Here is a 15,082-nt window from a genome sequence, read left to right on the forward strand (position 1 = left end):
GGGGTGAGAATTGCTCGCGTCTCTAGGCAGCACTGCGGCGCATGGCAAGGCCATGGCTGGGCCGATATCGGCTTTACAGGCCGGGTTCGGGCCCCCAGCCTGTCACTTATCGCAGGAGAGGAGCGGCGGATGGAACAAGAGGTACTCGTTGCCGAGCGGGACGGCGTCCTGGAAGTGACGATCAACCGTCCGGCACAGCGCAATGCGATGACGCGGGCGGCGGCGCAGGCGATCGGGGCGGCGATGGACCTGCTCGATTCGCGCGCCGACTTGCGCTGCGCGATCCTGACCGGGGCGGGCGGGGCATTCTGCGCCGGAATGGACCTGAAGGGCTTCCTGCGCGGCGAACTGCCGGTGGACGAACGCGGCGGTTTCGGCGGCATCTGCACCTGGACGCCGGACAAGCCCGTCATCGCCGCCGTCGACGGTCCGGCGCTGGCGGGCGGCTTCGAGCTGGCGCTGGCCTGCGACCTGATCGTCGCCAGCGAAGGCGCACGTTTCGGCATTCCCGAGGTCAAGCGCGGCCTCGTGGCGGCAGGGGGCGGGGTGGTGCACCTGCCGCGCCTGCTGCCGCGTCCCCTGGCGATGGAACTGGCGCTGACCGGCGATTCCATCGATGCGCGCCGGGCGCTGGAACTGGGGCTTATCAATCGCGTCACCGATGGCCCGGCGATCGAAGCGGCGCGCGACCTTGCCCGGACGATCGCGGCGAACGGGCCGCTGGCGGTCGCGGCCTCGAAAGGAATCGTGCGCGATTCGTGGCTCTGGCCGGTCGAGGAGATAAACGCACACCAGAACGCCTACGTCGCGCCGGTCTTCGCCTCGGAGGATGCCAGGGAGGGTGCCATGGCCTTTGCGGAAAAGCGGGCGCCGCTGTGGAAGGGGCGGTGAGGAGCGTGTCGACAGTCCGGTGGAAGGCGCCGGCGAAAGCCCTGTAGAAAATGCCGCCGTCCCCGATCAAGTCCGGGGCGACGATCCCGTCGACAATCGGACCAGAAATGAAAAACCCCGCCAAGCCATTGGGCTTGCGGGGTTTTCTGGAATGGTGGGCGTAGCAAGGATTGAACTTGCGACCCCTACGATGTCAACATAGTGCTCTACCACTGAGCTATACGCCCATTCCATTCGAGCGCTCCGAGTGGGTGTCCCCGTCGGAGGACTGGCCCTCTAGCTGCGGTTTTTTGTCGTGGCAAGGGGCTTGATGAAGATTTTTGAAATTGGCGGGTGGGCTGTCCGATCGGCACCGGCCCATGCCCCCTGCAGCGGACGGAATTACAGCGTGGCGTGCTCGCTGAGGCCGAAAATGCGCTGCACTTCCAGAACGATGTCGCGCAAGTGGAAGGGCTTGGAAAGGACCTTGGCCTGCGGCGCTTCGCGGCTGGCGCGCAAGGTGACGGCGGCGAATCCGGTGATGAACATCACTTTGGTCGTGGGCGAGATCTCCGCGCACTTCTGCGCAAGCTCGATGCCGTCCATCTCGGGCATGACGATGTCCGACAGCAGCAGGTCGAAGTCGTCGTTCCTGAGGTGGGGAATGGCTGCTGTGCCCCGGTCGACAGCGACCACGCTGTAGCCCGCGTTCTGAAGCGCCCGCGCAAGGTAGGTGCGCATGGCGTCGTCGTCTTCGGCGAGGAGGATGCGGATCATCGCGATAAGTCCAGTCTCGTATTGTTCTATCTATGCGTGCGACGCGTCGTGTCTTTATGGGACTGCCCATACCGCGACATCGGTTAAAATTCTTGTCCAGATTTGCCGGTGACCGGGAACGGGACGCTTTGACTAAATCGCGCGAAACGCACAGCGTCCTTCCATGATGGATCCAACGGATGAGAGCGATTCGCAAGACGAAAGGGGCGGTTGGATTCCCGGCTCTCCGGGGGCTGCGGCCTTCGTCCTCGTCGACCGCAAGCCCTCTGCGATCCCCGTCGTGATCGCGGCGCCGCATGGCGGCCGGATCTATCCACCCTCGATCCTGCGCGACTTGCGCCACGGCGCCGGCGTCGTCCTGCGGCTCGAGGATCGCTATGTCGACCTCATCGCGCAGGGCGTGGCCGAAGCCACCGGGGCGAGCCTGCTGGTGGCCCATGCGCCGCGCGCGATGATCGATCTCAACCGCGCGCCCGACGACATCGACTGGGAGATGTTCGCGCGCGAGTCGCGGCCGGCGGGCGGGATGCCGGTGGTCAGCCGCCGTGCGCGCAGCGGGCTGGGCCTCATCCCGCGCCGCCTGCCGGGCGCGGGCGAGCTGTGGCGCCGTCGCCACGACGCCCTCGACCTGGCCGAGCGAATCGCCGCCATCCACGAACCCTATCACGCCACGCTGGCCCGCGTGCTGGCCTCTCTGCGGGAGCGCTGGGGCACCGCCTTGCTGATCGACCTGCATTCCATGCCGCCGCTGTCGTCGCGGCCCGGGGTACCCAGCGCGCAGATCGTGCTGGGCGACCGATTCGGCGCGGCGTGCCATGGCAGCGTCGTGGCCGCCGCTTTCGCGCACTTCGCCCAGTGCGGGCGCGAGGCGGCGCACAACCGGCCTTACGCGGGCGGCTATGTGCTCGAACGCCACGCCGACCCGCGCGGCGGCATCCATGCCTTGCAGGTCGAGATCGACCGTGCCCGTTATCTCGACGCGGCGCTGGTCGAGCCCGGCGCGGGCATGGCGTCGATGATAGAGGACCTGTCCGGCCTGGTGAGTCGACTCGCGTCGGTGGTCGCCGAGCTGGACCGGGGACCGGGCTGGCCGCTGGCCGCCGAGTAGCGCGAAGGGGATGGCCGGGGCGCGGTGCCGTCGGCGGACCGGGCCCGCGACGGCGTCTGAGCCAATTTGTGGCGCCCAATAAAAAACCACCTCGCGCGATGCGCGAGGTGGCCAAGGTTCAGGGAGGAGGTGCACGAGGTGCACCAACCCGAACGGGCCATGAGGGTAGCGCCGGCCGGGCAAGACCTACTTACGCACCCCGCATCCAAAGTTCAAGTGATTCGTCATGCAGCGCTTATGAAAAATGTCCAGATATGTATTAGCGCTGGGGTAAAATTGGGCGGAACTGTGACAAAAGTGTCATAACCCCGCCCTTTGCATGGTGAATCAGGCGTTTACCGGCAGGTTCGGCACTTTGCCCTGGGCTGCCTGGCGGCCGAAGATGTCCCGAACCAGATCAAGCGAGAACAGGTGCGCGTAGATCAGCGGGAGCATGCCGTTCTGGTTCCAGGTACGCAGGACGTCGCCACGGACCTCGCGCAGCTTGTTCTCGTCGACCATCTGGAAGCCGCGGTAGTTGAAGGGCGGCTGGCCGTTGCCGAGGTCGATGTTCAGCTCGCCATCCATCAGCAGCTTGTGCTTGGTCAGCTCGGCCATGAAGTTGGCGGTCTTGGTGCCGGCGATCTCGAAGTTCTCGCAGAACTGGAGCATGTTCTTGGTGGCCTGGCTCGGCTCGGTGCCGTCGAACAGGGCCTCGCCCTCCTCGAGGTCGCCCACCAGATCGCTGGTCGGGTCGACGCAGAGCGAAAGCTCGTCGGCATCCTGGCGCAGCTTGGCCAGCATGAACGGATAACGGCGCGCGTAGGCGGGAATGTAGACCGGCGTGTTCACGCCGCCGTCCTCGTCCACGAAGACGTTCACGCCTTCGTTCATGCCCATCAGTACAAGCGGGATCGGGTCCGCGCCGGCCGTGAAGATGATCGGGAAGTTGCGCTGGGCCTGCGGGAACTCCTCGACCGTGAGGGGCACCGAATTGATCCCGGCGAGCCAGGTCGCCTTGTCGGTGGGGCGCGTCTTCCAGCTCGCATGCTGCTGCGAATTGAGCGGGATGAGGTCCTTGTAGAACAGGGGCAGGGCTGGATTCTGAGGCGCGCTGGCCATTGCAATACTCTCCGCGAGGGTGTGGCAGTCTATCGAAGGCGACGGCTTTAGTGATTAGGCCACAACGGCGCAAGCACGGGTCCCTGCGGTCTGGGCGATTCGCGGGACGGGTGGGCTTGATCCTCTGCGTATCCCCATTGGCCGCGCCGACAGGGAGCAGCGGGCCCTTACACCAGCTTGCCGGGGTTGAGCAGGCCTTGCGGGTCCAGCGCCTGCTTCACCGCGCGCAGCATCGAGAGGGCCACAGGGTCGCCCAGCCGCGCCAGTTCGTCGCGCTTGAGCTGGCCGATGCCGTGCTCGGCCGAGATCGAGCCGCCCCATTCGGTGACGAGGTCGTGCACGCGCCGGCTGATCGCCTTGCCTTCGTTGGCGTTCCAGGCGTGGCCATCGGTCACGTCGGGGGCGATGACGTGGTAATGGACGTTGCCATCGCCCAGGTGCCCGAAGGCGATCGCCTCGGTGCCGGGAAATTCGGCCTCGAGCATCGGCGCGGTGGCCTCGACGAAAGCCGGCATCGCCTCGACCGGGACGGAGATGTCGTGCTGTACCGCCGGCCCGCGCGCGCGCTCGGCGGCGGGGACGGTCTCGCGGATCAGCCAGAACGCCTCGGCCTGTGCCTCGCTGGCGGAGATCGCGGCATCGTCCAGCAGGTCCTTCTCGAAGGCATCGGCCATCATCGCCTCGCAGGCGTCGCGCAAGGTGGCCGCCCCGGCGCGGTCGGCGACGACCTCGATCAGGACGTGCCAGGCGTGGCGGCCTTCCAGCGGTGCGCGGGCCTGGGGCATATGCTCCTTCACCGCATCGATGCTGGCCTGGGGCATGACCTCGAAGCCCTCGAGCGCCTCGCCGGCGCTGTCGTCGCAGTGGAGCAGCAGCGCGCGCGCGGCGGGCAGCGAGGAGACGCCGGCCCAGATCACCACCCGCTCGGCGACGGCGGGCAGCAGCTTGAGCGTGGCGGCGGTGACGATGCCCAGCGTGCCTTCCGATCCGATCAGCAACTGCTTGAGGTCGAAGCCGCGATTGTCCTTCTTCAGCGGGGTGAGCATCGAGAACACCTGCCCGTCGGCGAGCACCGCCTCCAGACCCAGCACGAGTGCCCGCATCGATCCGTGGCGCAGCACCTGCGAGCCGCCGGCATTGGTGGAGATGAGCCCCCCCACCGTCGCCGAGCCCTTGCCGCCCAGGGTCAGGGGGAAGCGCATATCCCTCGCCTCGGCCGCCTCGTGCAGCGTCTGGAGCACGACGCCTGCCTCGCACGTGACGCGGCGGGCCTCGGTGTCGATTGCGCGGATGGCGTTCATCCGGCGCAGCGACAGGAGCAGTGCATCGCCGCTCTGGTCGGGCGTCGCCCCGCCGGACATGCCCGAGTTGCCACCCTGGGGCACGATCGGCACGCCATGCTCGCCGCAAAGGCGAACCAACGCGGCCAGTTCCGCGACGTTCGCGGGCGAGGCGAGGGCGCGGGCGCGCCCGGTGAAGCGGCCGCGCCAGTCGGTGAGCCAGGGGTCGACCAGTTCGGGGTCGATGGTCAGGCCGCGTGGGCCGAGGAGCGCGGAGGCGGCGTCGAGGAAGCGAAGCGGTGCGGTCATGCCGGCGATATGGCACATGCCGCGCCCGGTTTCATCTGCCGCGTGGCATAAATGCATCGCTTGGTGTCGCATGGATGCTGGGAGAGTTAAGCGCCGGTTCAAGCTCTTGCCGTATGGGGGACATGTCGGCATGCCGAAATGCTTCGGTGCCGATGTCCGGGAACACGATCGAGAATGAATTTGGCCACGGCCCTCCTGTATCCCGTCCTGCTGCTGCTTCCGGCGGCCGGCGCGACCGATGTCGCGCCGGGGCAGGGTGCGGTTTCGGGCCGGGATGCGGGGCCGGGTTCGGGCCCGGTTTCGGATGGTGTGCAGGGGCGGGCCGAACGCAAGCCCGTCGAAATCCCGCCTGCCGCTTACGTCTGGCCGAGCTACGAACTTCCGGCCTATTCCACCGCTTCGCCGATCGCGGCGCGCCTGTTGCGCGATGCCCTGCCGCAGGACGCCTGGCAGATCCGCATCGAGCAGCGCATGACCATTCGCATCACCCCGCGCGCCACCATGCCGTTGCCGGACATGCTCGTGGGCATGCCGGGCGGGGATGGCGTCCCCCAGCTCACCGAGCGCAAGATCGGCAAGTGCCTCTCGATCGCGGGCATCGCCAGCGTCCGGCCCGATCGCGCCAACCGCCTGCTCCTGTTCATGCGCGACCGGCGCGTCGTCAGCGCCGAGCTGGACCGTTCGTGCCGCGCCCGCGACTTCTATTCGGGATTCCTGCTGGAGCCGAGCGAGGACGGGCGCATTTGCGTGGACCGGGACACGCTGCTTTCGCGCAACGGCATGAACTGCAAGCTCACCCGCATCCGCGAGTTGATCGAACAGGATCACTGAAGCCGGCCGCGCAAGCGTTGGCCGAACCGCCGGGCCGAACTGGCGGACGCGGAATTCCTTGACTTTGAGGGCATTTCCCGCAAAGGGCCCACTGTCGAGCGGAAGACTTCGCGACAGGGCCTTGCGCCCGGCCCCGATCCCGATCGCTCCGTTATCCTTTTTTCCGGAAAAACCAAACGCCTATGAGCTTTGCCGATCTCGGCCTGTCTGACGAATTGCTCCAATCGGTCGAGGCCGCCGGTTATACCGAGCCGACTCCGATCCAGGCGCAGACGATCCCGCCCGTGCTGATGATGAAGGACATCATCGGCATCGCCCAGACCGGCACCGGCAAGACCGCCGCCTTCGTCCTGCCGATGATCGACATCCTCGGGCACGGCCGCCGCCGCGCGCTGATGCCGCGCTCGCTGATCCTGGAGCCGACTCGCGAACTCGCGGCGCAGGTGGCCGAGAACTTCGAGAAGTACGGCAAGAACCACGACCTGAAGATGGCGCTGCTGATCGGCGGCGTGCAGATGGGCGACCAGCTCAAGGCGCTGTCGGCCGGCGTCGACGTGCTGATCGCCACCCCGGGCCGCCTGATGGACCTGTTCGAGCGTGGCAAGATCATGCTCACGGGCTGCGAACTGCTCGTCATCGACGAGGCCGACCGCATGCTCGACATGGGCTTCATCCCCGACATCGAGACGATCTGCTCGAAGCTGCCGGCCAACCGCCAGACGCTGCTGTTTTCCGCCACGATGCCCCCGGTCATCAAGAAGCTGGCCGACCGCTTCCTGACGAACCCGAAGTACATCGAGGTCGCGCGCCCGGCCTCGAACAACACCAGCATCGTCCAGCACAAGGTCGCGGTGTCCTCGCGCGGCAAGCGCGAGGCGCTGCGCCAGATCCTCAAGACCGACAATGTCACCACCGCGATCGTCTTCGCCAACCGCAAGACCACCGTGCGCGAACTGGCCAAGAGCCTGAAGAGCTACGGTTTCTCGGCCGGCGAAATCCATGGCGACATGGACCAGGCCTCGCGCAACGCGGAACTGGAACGCTTCAAGGCGGGTGACATCAGCATCCTGTGCGCGTCGGACGTCGCCGCGCGCGGTCTCGACGTGAAGGGCGTGAGCCACGTCTTCAACTTCGACACGCCCTGGCACCCGGACGACTACGTCCACCGCATCGGCCGCACCGGCCGCGGCGGCGCCACCGGCCGTGCCTTCACGTTCGTCGCTCCCGAGGACGCAGAGGCGATCGCCAACGTCGAGAAACTGACCGGCGGCCCGATCCCGATCTACGAACTGGGCTCCGGTGAAGTCGTGGAAGCCGCCGAGGCGCGTCCCCGCCGCGACGACAAGCCGAAGCGGGAAGAGAAGCCCAAGCGCGAGCCGCGTGCCAAGCGCGAACCGCGCAAGGCCGCCGAGCCTGTTGCCGAAGTGGTCGCAGCCCCCGAAGTGATCGAGGAGCGCCCCGAGCGCAAGCCGCGTCCCGAACGCGCACCGCGCCGCGAACCGCGTGCCGAGGAACCGCGCCGCGAGCGTGCTGCCGAGGAGCGGGCGCCGCGTCGCCGCGATGCCGCGCCGGTCGTCGTCCGCGAGGATGGTAGCTGGAACGGTCCGGTACCGGAATTCCTCAACGTCTCGGCGCTGGGCTGACGCTCTCCTGAAATTGCCCCCGTCGTCCCGGGCCTGACCCGGCAGACGGTTGGGGGCATGCGCCCATGCCTGCGCATCGAACGGGAAAGGGAGCGGATTGGCGAGCATCGAACCAAAAGCCCGGCGCCGCCGCCGCTCGTCGGAGGAAGTGGCCGACCGTATCCTCGAAGCGGCGGCCGAGGAATTCGAGCTTTCCGGCTACTCCGGCGCCACCACGGCCGCCATCGCCCGGCGCGCGGACGTGACCGAGGCCCAGATCTTCCGCTTCCACGCCTCGAAGCAGGACTTGTTCCAGGCGGCCATCTTCACCCCGCTCAACCGCCATTTCGCCGATTTCCAGGCCCGCACCGGCTTCGATCCGGCATCGGCGCGCGACGGCAAGGACCTTGCCCGGGCCTATATCGGTGAATTGCAGGACTTCATGGCGCGGCATTCGCGGATGTTCCTGTCGCTGGTCGTGGCGAACGCCTATTCGCCCGAGGCCACCGGGGGCATCGACGCGCTCGACGGGCTCAAGGCCTATTTCGACAAGGGCAAGGCGATGATGTCCGCCCGCGTGGGCGGCCAGCCGCGCGTGTCGCCCGAACTGATGGTGCGGGTGTCCTTCGCGGCGGTGCTGGCCAACCTCATGTTCCGCGACTGGCTGTTCCCGCCCGGCCTTGCGGGAGAGGAAGAGATACGCGAGGCCATCGCCGCCTTCGTGATCGAGGGGATCGAGGCGAACGGTCGGATCTAGGGCGTCGGCTCCGCTCCTTTCGCCGTGATCGTCGTGAAGTCTGGACCCGGTGGCCGGGACGCGATCACGGCGACGGAGCGCGCCTGGTTCCCGTTCGCCGCCGCGATGCTCCATCGCCCGTGCCCTCGGCGGCTTGAAGGCCCGCGCGCCATGACATAGCCCGGGACGGGGGCCGGCAGGGCCCGCCGAGAGGGAGCTGCGAGACACATGGCATTCAAGACCCGCGTCACCGAGATGCTCGGCATCGAGCACCCGATCGTCCAGGGCGGTATGCAGGGCGTCGGCTATGCCGAACTGGCGAGCGCGGTGTCCAACGCCGGGGGGCTCGGCACCCTGACCGCGCTCACCCAGCCCAGTCCCGAGGCGCTGCGCGAGGAGATCGAGCGCTGCCGGTCGATGACCGACAAGCCTTTCGCGGTGAACATCACCGTGTTTCCGACCATCCTGCCGCCCGACTACAAGGGCTATGCCCAGGCGGCGATCGACGGCGGGGTGCGGATCATCGAGACCGCCGGAACCCAGCAGGTCCGCGAGATCTGGGAGATGGTGAAGCCTCACGGCGTCACCATCCTGCACAAGTGCACCGCCGTGCGCCATGCCCTCTCCGCCGAGCGGGCGGGCTGCGACATCATCTCGATCGACGGCTTCGAATGCGCCGGCCATCCGGGCGAGGACGACATTCCGGGCCTTATCCTGATTCCCGCCGCGGCGGACAAGGTTAAGATCCCGATGCTGGCCTCGGGCGGCATCGGCGACGGGCGCGGCCTCGTCGCCGCACTGGCGCTGGGAGCGGAAGGCATCAACATGGGCACGCGGTTCTGCGCCACCCGCGAAGCGCCGATCCACGACAACGTGAAGGCCCGCTACGTCGAGAACGACGAGCGTGGCACCAACCTCATCTTCCGCAAGTTCAAGAACACCGCGCGAGTCGGGAAGAACTCGGTCTCGGACGAGGTGGTCGAGATATCGGCGCGCCCGGATGCGCAGTTTGAGGACATCCGGCACCTCGTGGCCGGTGCCGTGGGGCGCGAACTGCTGGCCAGCGGCGATCTCGACAAAGGTATCTTTTGGGCCGGCATGGTCCAGGGCTTGATCCACGACGTGCCCAGTTGCAAGGAACTGATCGAAAGGATCGTTGGCGAGGCCGAGGCAATCGTGAAGGGACGTCTCGGCACGATGCTCGCCTGATCCGCATGTCCAGTTTCGAGGAGTTTCCATGAGTTACGAGCAGATCCTCTACACCCTCGAAGATGGCGTCGCGCGCATTTCGCTGAACGATCCCAAGACCATGAACGGCGTGACCGAGGCGATGGGAGCGGAGATGGTCGACGCGTTCGATCGCGCGGCGCGGGAATCGCGCGCGGTGCTGCTCACCGGCGAGGGCAGGGGCTTCTGCTCCGGCGCGAACCTGGCCGCGGCGAAGGACCTGCTCGACGATCCGCACCGCGACTTCGGCGGGCAGCTCGACCGGGTGTTCAACCCCGTCATTATGGCGATCAAGACCATGGAGCAGCCGGTCGTCACCGCGATCCGCGGCGCGGCGGCGGGCTACGGCGCCGGGCTCGCGGCGGCGGGCGACGTGGTGCTGATGGCGGAGGGGGCCTACTTCTTCTGCGCCTTCTGCCACGTCGGCCTCGTGCCCGATGGCGGCGCGACCTACCTGCTGGCGCAGGCGGTCGGGCGCGTGCGGGCGATGCAGATGATGCTGCTGGGCGAAAAGGTCGACGCGAAGACCGCGCTCGACTGGGGCCTGGCGACCAGGGTGGTGCCCGAGCCCGATCTCGATGCCGAGGCGATGAAGCTGGCAAGGAACCTCGCGAGCGGGCCGCGTTCGCTGGGGCTCATCAAGCGCATGGCCTGGGACGCCCTCGATTCGAGCCTCGAGACCGCGCTTCTGGCCGAACGACGCGGCCAGCGCGACGCCGGGCGCACCGACGACTTCCTCGAAGGCGTCGCCGCCTTCGTCGAGAAGCGCAAGCCGGCCTTCACGGGCAAGTGAGCAGAATCGCGGTTCCTGGCTCGACCCGGGACCGCACTGTATGCTCGAGGGGATGGTTCGCCGTGGATCACTGCGGCGGCCCGTTCGTACTTGAGCCCGCGCGCCCTTGCCCACGGACCCTTGCCCACGGGCCCCGATCAGGGCCGGGACGACGAAAGGGGGCTGGTCAGCAGCACTTGCCCCCGCCCGCGCCGCTGAAGCGCGCGGCCTCGCGGTTGCGGAAGAACTCCACGCGCGTCATCGGCGCGGCCTCGGGGTGATGGCGCGCCATGTGCGCGAGGTAGACCTCGTAAGGCGGCTGGCCGACCATGAGCCGGGCGATGTCGCGCAGCAGCTTCATTCCGCCGGGACCATCTGCGCGCGGCTCTCGTTCACGGTCGGCCGATCCTCGCGCAAGGCGGCGAGGCAGGTGCGCACTGTGAAGAACAGCAGCGAGACCACCACGAACAGGAACAGCGCGCACAGGCCCGCATCGACGCGGTCGTTGAACACGATTGCCTGCATCTGCGCCATCGACTTGGCGGGTGCGAGCACTTCGCCGGCCGCGGCGGCGTCGGCGAACTTGCGGGCGTGGGCGACGAAGCCGACTGCCGGGTCGCCCGACAGCAGCTTCATGGCGCCGGCGCTCAAGGTGCAGACCAGCAGCCAGAGCGTGGGCACCACCGTCACCCAGGCATAGCGCTGCTGCTTCATGCGGAACAGCACCACGGTGGACAGCATCAGCGCCACGGCGGCAAGCATCTGGTTGGAGATACCGAACACCGGCCATAGCGTGTTCACCCCGCCCAAGGGATCGGTGACGCCCTGGTAGAGGAAGAAGCCCCAGCTCGCCACGCAAAGAGCCGTCGCGACGAGGCCGGGCACGATCGAGTTCCCGGCGCGGAACGAGGGCACCGCCAGCCCGATCAGGTCCTGCAGCATGAAGCGCCCGGCGCGGGTGCCGGCGTCTACGGCGGTGAGGATGAACAGCGCCTCGAACAGGATCGCGAAGTGATACCAGAACGCCTTCATCGCCGCCCCGCCGGCGACGTGGCTGAAGATCTCGGCCATGGCGACGGCCAGTGTCGGAGCGCCACCGGTGCGCGAGACGATGGTGTGCTCGCCCACGTCGCGCGCGGTCTGGACCAGGGTGTCGGCGGAGATCGGGAAGCCCATCGCGGTCACCGCATGGGCGGCGCTGGCGGGATCGGTGCCGAGCACGGCGGCGGGGCTGTTCATCGCGAAGTAGATGCCCGGATCGAGGATCGAGGCGCCCACCAGTGCCATGATCGCGACGAAGGCCTCCATCAGCATCGCCCCGTAGCCGATGAACGGCGCGTCGGTCTCGGTGCCGATCAGCTTGGGGGTGGTGCCGCTGGCGATCAGCGCGTGGAAGCCCGAGACCGCGCCGCAGGCGATGGTGATGAACAGGAACGGGAACAGGCCGCCCGACCACGCCGGCCCGCCGCCCCCGGTGAACTGGGTGAGCGGGGGCATCCGCAGCGGCGGGGCCATGACGACGATGCCGATGGCCAGCGCGGTGATCGCGCCGATCTTGAGGAAGGTCGACAGATAGTCGCGCGGGGCCAGCAGCAGCCACACCGGCAGCACCGAGGCGAGGGCGCCGTAGCCGATGAGAATCCAGCACAGCTGCTCGGGGGTGAAAGTGAAGATCGGTCCCCATACCGGCGAGGCGGCGATGGCCTGTCCGTAGACGATCGCGAGGATCAGCCCGACGAAGCCGAGGATCGACACTTCGCCGACGCGCCCGGGCCTGATCCAGCGCGTATAGATGCCCATCAGCAGGGCCAGCGGGATCGTCGCGGCGACGGTGAACGTGCCCCAGGGGCTCTCGGCGAGGGCGCGCACGACGATCAGGGCGAGCACGGCGAGGATGATGACCATGATGAGGAAGGCGCCCGCCAGCGCGATGGTGCCGGCGACGGGGCCCATCTCCATGCGGATCAGTTCACCCAGCGACTTGCCGTCGCGGCGCATCGAGATGAACAGGACCATGAAGTCCTGCACCGCGCCTGCCAGCACGACGCCGAAGATGATCCACAGCGTCCCCGGCAGGTAGCCCATCTGCGCCGCGAGCACCGGGCCGACCAGCGGCCCGGCACCGGCGATCGCGGCGAAGTGGTGGCCGAACAGGACGCGGCGGTCGGTCGCGACGTAGTCGAGTCCGTCGGCGCGGTAGATCGCCGGGGTGGCGCGGCTGCCGTCCAGCCGCATGACGTGGCGGGCAATGAACAGGGCGTAGTAACGGTAGGCCACCAGGAACGTGCTGACCGCCGCGACGACGATCCACAGCGCATTGACCGGCTCCCCGCGCGACACGGCAAGGACCGCGAGACAGGCGGCACCGACCAGCGCGAGGACGATCCACGGGATATGTTTCAAGCAAGCTCTCCTGACGCGACCTGCCGCCGGGCCGTCTTTCGAATCAACCACGTCTTATCCGTTCGTGTCGAGCGAAGTCGAGCCATGCCGGCGTGGTGCGGCTATGGTGCAGGGTGTGTCCCGCATTCGCCCGACACGAATGGCGAGGGGGGCGGGGGTGCCCGACGAACCCTCAAACGCGTTCTCGGTGACGGGACCGGGAGGGGTAATCCTCCATGACGCTTCGTTGGGTGCCAACTCACAACAGCCACGCGATCGGCAGGCGCGAGGCCACGGCGACGAGTGCGCGGTCGAGCAGGCGCATGCCGGGCTCGCGGGTTTCGGGCTCGCCGTCGCCGCAGGTCCAGCGCAGCGTTCCGTCCGGGCCCAGCGTCACCGCATGGGCCGCGTCGGGGATGATCGTCTCGAAAGCGTCGGCGACGTGCGCGGCGAACAGCGGGCTATGGATGACGAAGCCCAGTTCGGTATTCAGCCGCAGCGATCGCGGGTCGAAATTGAAGGAGCCGACGAACAGGCGCGCCCGGTCGACGGTGATGGTCTTGGCGTGGATCGTCGAGGCACCCGAGCGCAGGGCTGCGAACGAGCCACTGCCGGTGGCGCGCAAGCGGCTGCCGACGCCGAGGCGGTTGCCCTGGCGGCGCTCCTTCTTGCTGGGACCGTCGCGCACCTGGAGCGAGGTTTCGAACAGGCGCACGCCCGCCTCGATGAGCGGCTTGCGCCAGGGCGCGTAGCCGGCGTGGACGAGCGCCACGTCGGTGGCTGCATAGCCGTTGGTGAGCACCGTTACCGCAACCCCCGAGCGGGCCAGCGCGCACAGTTCGTCGGTGCCCTGCCGGCCGGGCACGAAGTAGCCCGAGACGATCGCCAGTTCGCGCGTGGGCTCCCCGATCGAGCCGTCCAGCTTGCCGGCGAGCAGGTCCTCGTGGCGCAAGTCCCTCAGCGCCTTGGCGGGATCGTCGCTTATCATCTCGACTTTGGCCCACTCGAACTCGAGCGTGCCCTGGAGAATTTCCCGGAGCAGCGGCAGGCTGCGGATACGGTCGACGTAGCGCCGCGCCGAGGCATCGCGCTCCACCACCGATGCCCGCTTGCCGAGCCGGACGCGCTGGCGCCTGCCGACGCGGGGCAGGATCTGCTCGGCGGGGTAGGCCGAATCGCTCGTCCAGTAGCGTTCGAAGTCGCGCTCCACGTCGCGCACGACAGGGCCGATCGCCAGCACGTCGAGGTCGGCGAAAAGGGCTCCGTCGCCGGCGCCGAAATACTCGTCGCCGACATTGCGTCCGCCCACGATCGTCACGGCGCCGTCGACGGTGAAGCTCTTGTTGTGCATCCGCCGGTTGAGGCGCCCGAATTCGGTGAGGAAGCCGATGGTCTTGGGGAAGCGGATGCGGAAGGGGTTGAACACCCGCACTTCGATGTTCGGATGGTCGTTCAGCGCCGAGAGGACGTGGTCGAGTCCGGTGATGCCGTTGTCGTCGAGCAGCAGCCGCACCCGCACGCCGCGTTCCGCCGCCGCGTTCGCGGCTTCGAGCAGCAGGGTGCCGGTGCGATCGCCGTGCCAGATGTAGTATTGCAGGTCGAGCGTGCGCCCCGCCGTGCGGGCCAGCAGCAGCCGCGCCGCGAAGGCGTCGAGGCCGTCGCTGAGGAGGTGGACGCCCGACAGGCCGGGATGCTGCGCCGCCTGCGGGGCGACCGCGCGGGAGAGCACGGTCTCTCCCTCGGCCGGCTGCGGTGGGGCGGGCGACATCCTCCTGCGCGGCAACCGGCTGGCCGCGCCCAGGGCGAGTGCTGCCGCCGCCATGCCGCCAACGCCAAGCAGCGCCGTTTTCCACGGGCTTGCCCGCACTTCGATCCTCCTCAAGTCATCCCGCCGCCCGTCGGCGCCGGGAAGGGGTCAACCTGCGAGAGGGCCAGTTGATCCCCGTAATCCCATAGCTTGCCCGGGTTTGGTCGAAACCCTTTTCGTGATCCCCCGCCTGCGCGGGAATGACGAGGAAAATATGGGATCGACAAGGGCATATCGGAACCAAGAGTGTACGAATGCGG

General features: G+C 68.0%; 13 protein-coding genes and 1 tRNA gene. 7 read left to right on the plus strand and 7 right to left on the minus strand.

Annotation, left to right across the window (positions count from 1 at the left end):
- The first annotated feature begins 129 nt into the window (after positions 1–129).
- Positions 130–891, plus strand: coding sequence for a crotonase/enoyl-CoA hydratase family protein (locus ACFFDA_RS29190; RefSeq protein ID WP_404480732.1), 762 nt, complete (start codon positions 130–132; stop codon positions 889–891).
- A 152-nt stretch (positions 892–1,043) separates the two neighbouring features.
- Here the strand turns inward: ACFFDA_RS29190 and ACFFDA_RS29195 are convergent.
- Both ACFFDA_RS29195 and cpdR read right to left on the minus strand, forming a co-directional pair.
- Positions 1,044–1,118: transfer RNA gene (locus ACFFDA_RS29195), tRNA-Val, on the minus strand.
- 154 nt (positions 1,119–1,272) lie between these two features.
- Positions 1,273–1,647: a cell cycle two-component system response regulator CpdR gene (cpdR, locus tag ACFFDA_RS29200; RefSeq protein ID WP_404480733.1), complete on the minus strand. Its 375-nt coding sequence runs from the start codon at positions 1,645–1,647 to the stop codon at positions 1,273–1,275.
- A gap of 163 nt (positions 1,648–1,810) precedes the next feature.
- On the opposite strand from cpdR, the gene ACFFDA_RS29205 reads away from it, so the two are divergent.
- Entirely contained in the window at positions 1,811–2,755 is a 945-nt protein-coding gene (locus ACFFDA_RS29205) for an N-formylglutamate amidohydrolase (RefSeq protein WP_404480734.1), read from the plus strand.
- 327 nt (positions 2,756–3,082) lie between these two features.
- Here the strand turns inward: ACFFDA_RS29205 and ACFFDA_RS29210 are convergent, their stop codons facing one another.
- Positions 3,083–3,856 (minus strand): SapC family protein, encoded by a 774-nt coding sequence (locus tag ACFFDA_RS29210; RefSeq protein WP_404480735.1) that lies wholly within the window; start codon positions 3,854–3,856, stop codon positions 3,083–3,085.
- 167 nt (positions 3,857–4,023) lie between these two features.
- Complete coding sequence (locus ACFFDA_RS29215) at positions 4,024–5,463, minus strand: FAD-binding oxidoreductase (RefSeq protein WP_404480736.1); 1,440 nt, start codon at positions 5,461–5,463, stop codon at positions 4,024–4,026.
- A gap of 156 nt (positions 5,464–5,619) precedes the next feature.
- Here ACFFDA_RS29215 and ACFFDA_RS29220 point away from each other — a divergent pair, with 156 nt between their 5' ends.
- From ACFFDA_RS29220 to ACFFDA_RS29240, 5 genes are all read left to right on the plus strand, one after another.
- A complete protein-coding gene (locus ACFFDA_RS29220) occupies positions 5,620–6,276 on the plus strand; it encodes a hypothetical protein (protein WP_404480737.1) in 657 nt (218 codons plus the stop codon).
- Positions 6,277–6,458: 182 nt separating this feature from the next.
- A complete protein-coding gene (locus ACFFDA_RS29225) occupies positions 6,459–7,919 on the plus strand; it encodes a DEAD/DEAH box helicase (RefSeq protein ID WP_404480738.1) in 1,461 nt (486 codons plus the stop codon).
- Positions 7,920–8,016: 97 nt separating this feature from the next.
- Positions 8,017–8,655, plus strand: coding sequence for a TetR/AcrR family transcriptional regulator (locus ACFFDA_RS29230; protein WP_404480739.1), 639 nt, complete (start codon positions 8,017–8,019; stop codon positions 8,653–8,655).
- A 207-nt stretch (positions 8,656–8,862) separates the two neighbouring features.
- Positions 8,863–9,843 carry an NAD(P)H-dependent flavin oxidoreductase gene (locus ACFFDA_RS29235; RefSeq protein WP_404480740.1) on the plus strand — a complete coding sequence of 327 codons (981 nt, stop codon included), beginning with the start codon at positions 8,863–8,865 and terminating at the stop codon, positions 9,841–9,843.
- Between the two features lie 28 nt (positions 9,844–9,871).
- Positions 9,872–10,654, plus strand: coding sequence for an enoyl-CoA hydratase-related protein (locus tag ACFFDA_RS29240; protein ID WP_404480741.1), 783 nt, complete (start codon positions 9,872–9,874; stop codon positions 10,652–10,654).
- A 166-nt stretch (positions 10,655–10,820) separates the two neighbouring features.
- On the opposite strand, the gene ACFFDA_RS29245 is transcribed toward ACFFDA_RS29240, so the two are convergent.
- The 3 genes from ACFFDA_RS29245 to ACFFDA_RS29255 all read right to left on the minus strand — a co-directional run bounded on the left by ACFFDA_RS29245 (position 10,821) and on the right by ACFFDA_RS29255 (position 14,882).
- Positions 10,821–10,994, minus strand: coding sequence for a YbdD/YjiX family protein (locus tag ACFFDA_RS29245; protein ID WP_404480742.1), 174 nt, complete (start codon positions 10,992–10,994; stop codon positions 10,821–10,823).
- Positions 10,991–13,036, minus strand: coding sequence for a carbon starvation CstA family protein (locus tag ACFFDA_RS29250; RefSeq protein WP_404480743.1), 2,046 nt, complete (start codon positions 13,034–13,036; stop codon positions 10,991–10,993). The genes ACFFDA_RS29245 and ACFFDA_RS29250 overlap by 4 nt, the downstream gene beginning before the upstream one ends.
- 238 nt (positions 13,037–13,274) lie before the next feature.
- Entirely contained in the window at positions 13,275–14,882 is a 1,608-nt protein-coding gene (locus ACFFDA_RS29255; RefSeq protein ID WP_404480744.1) for a phospholipase D family protein, read from the minus strand.
- Positions 14,883–15,082: the final 200 nt, after the last annotated feature.

The organism is Novosphingobium sp. BL-52-GroH, assembly GCF_044813085.1.
In the GTDB taxonomy this organism is placed as follows: domain Bacteria; phylum Pseudomonadota; class Alphaproteobacteria; order Sphingomonadales; family Sphingomonadaceae; genus Novosphingobium.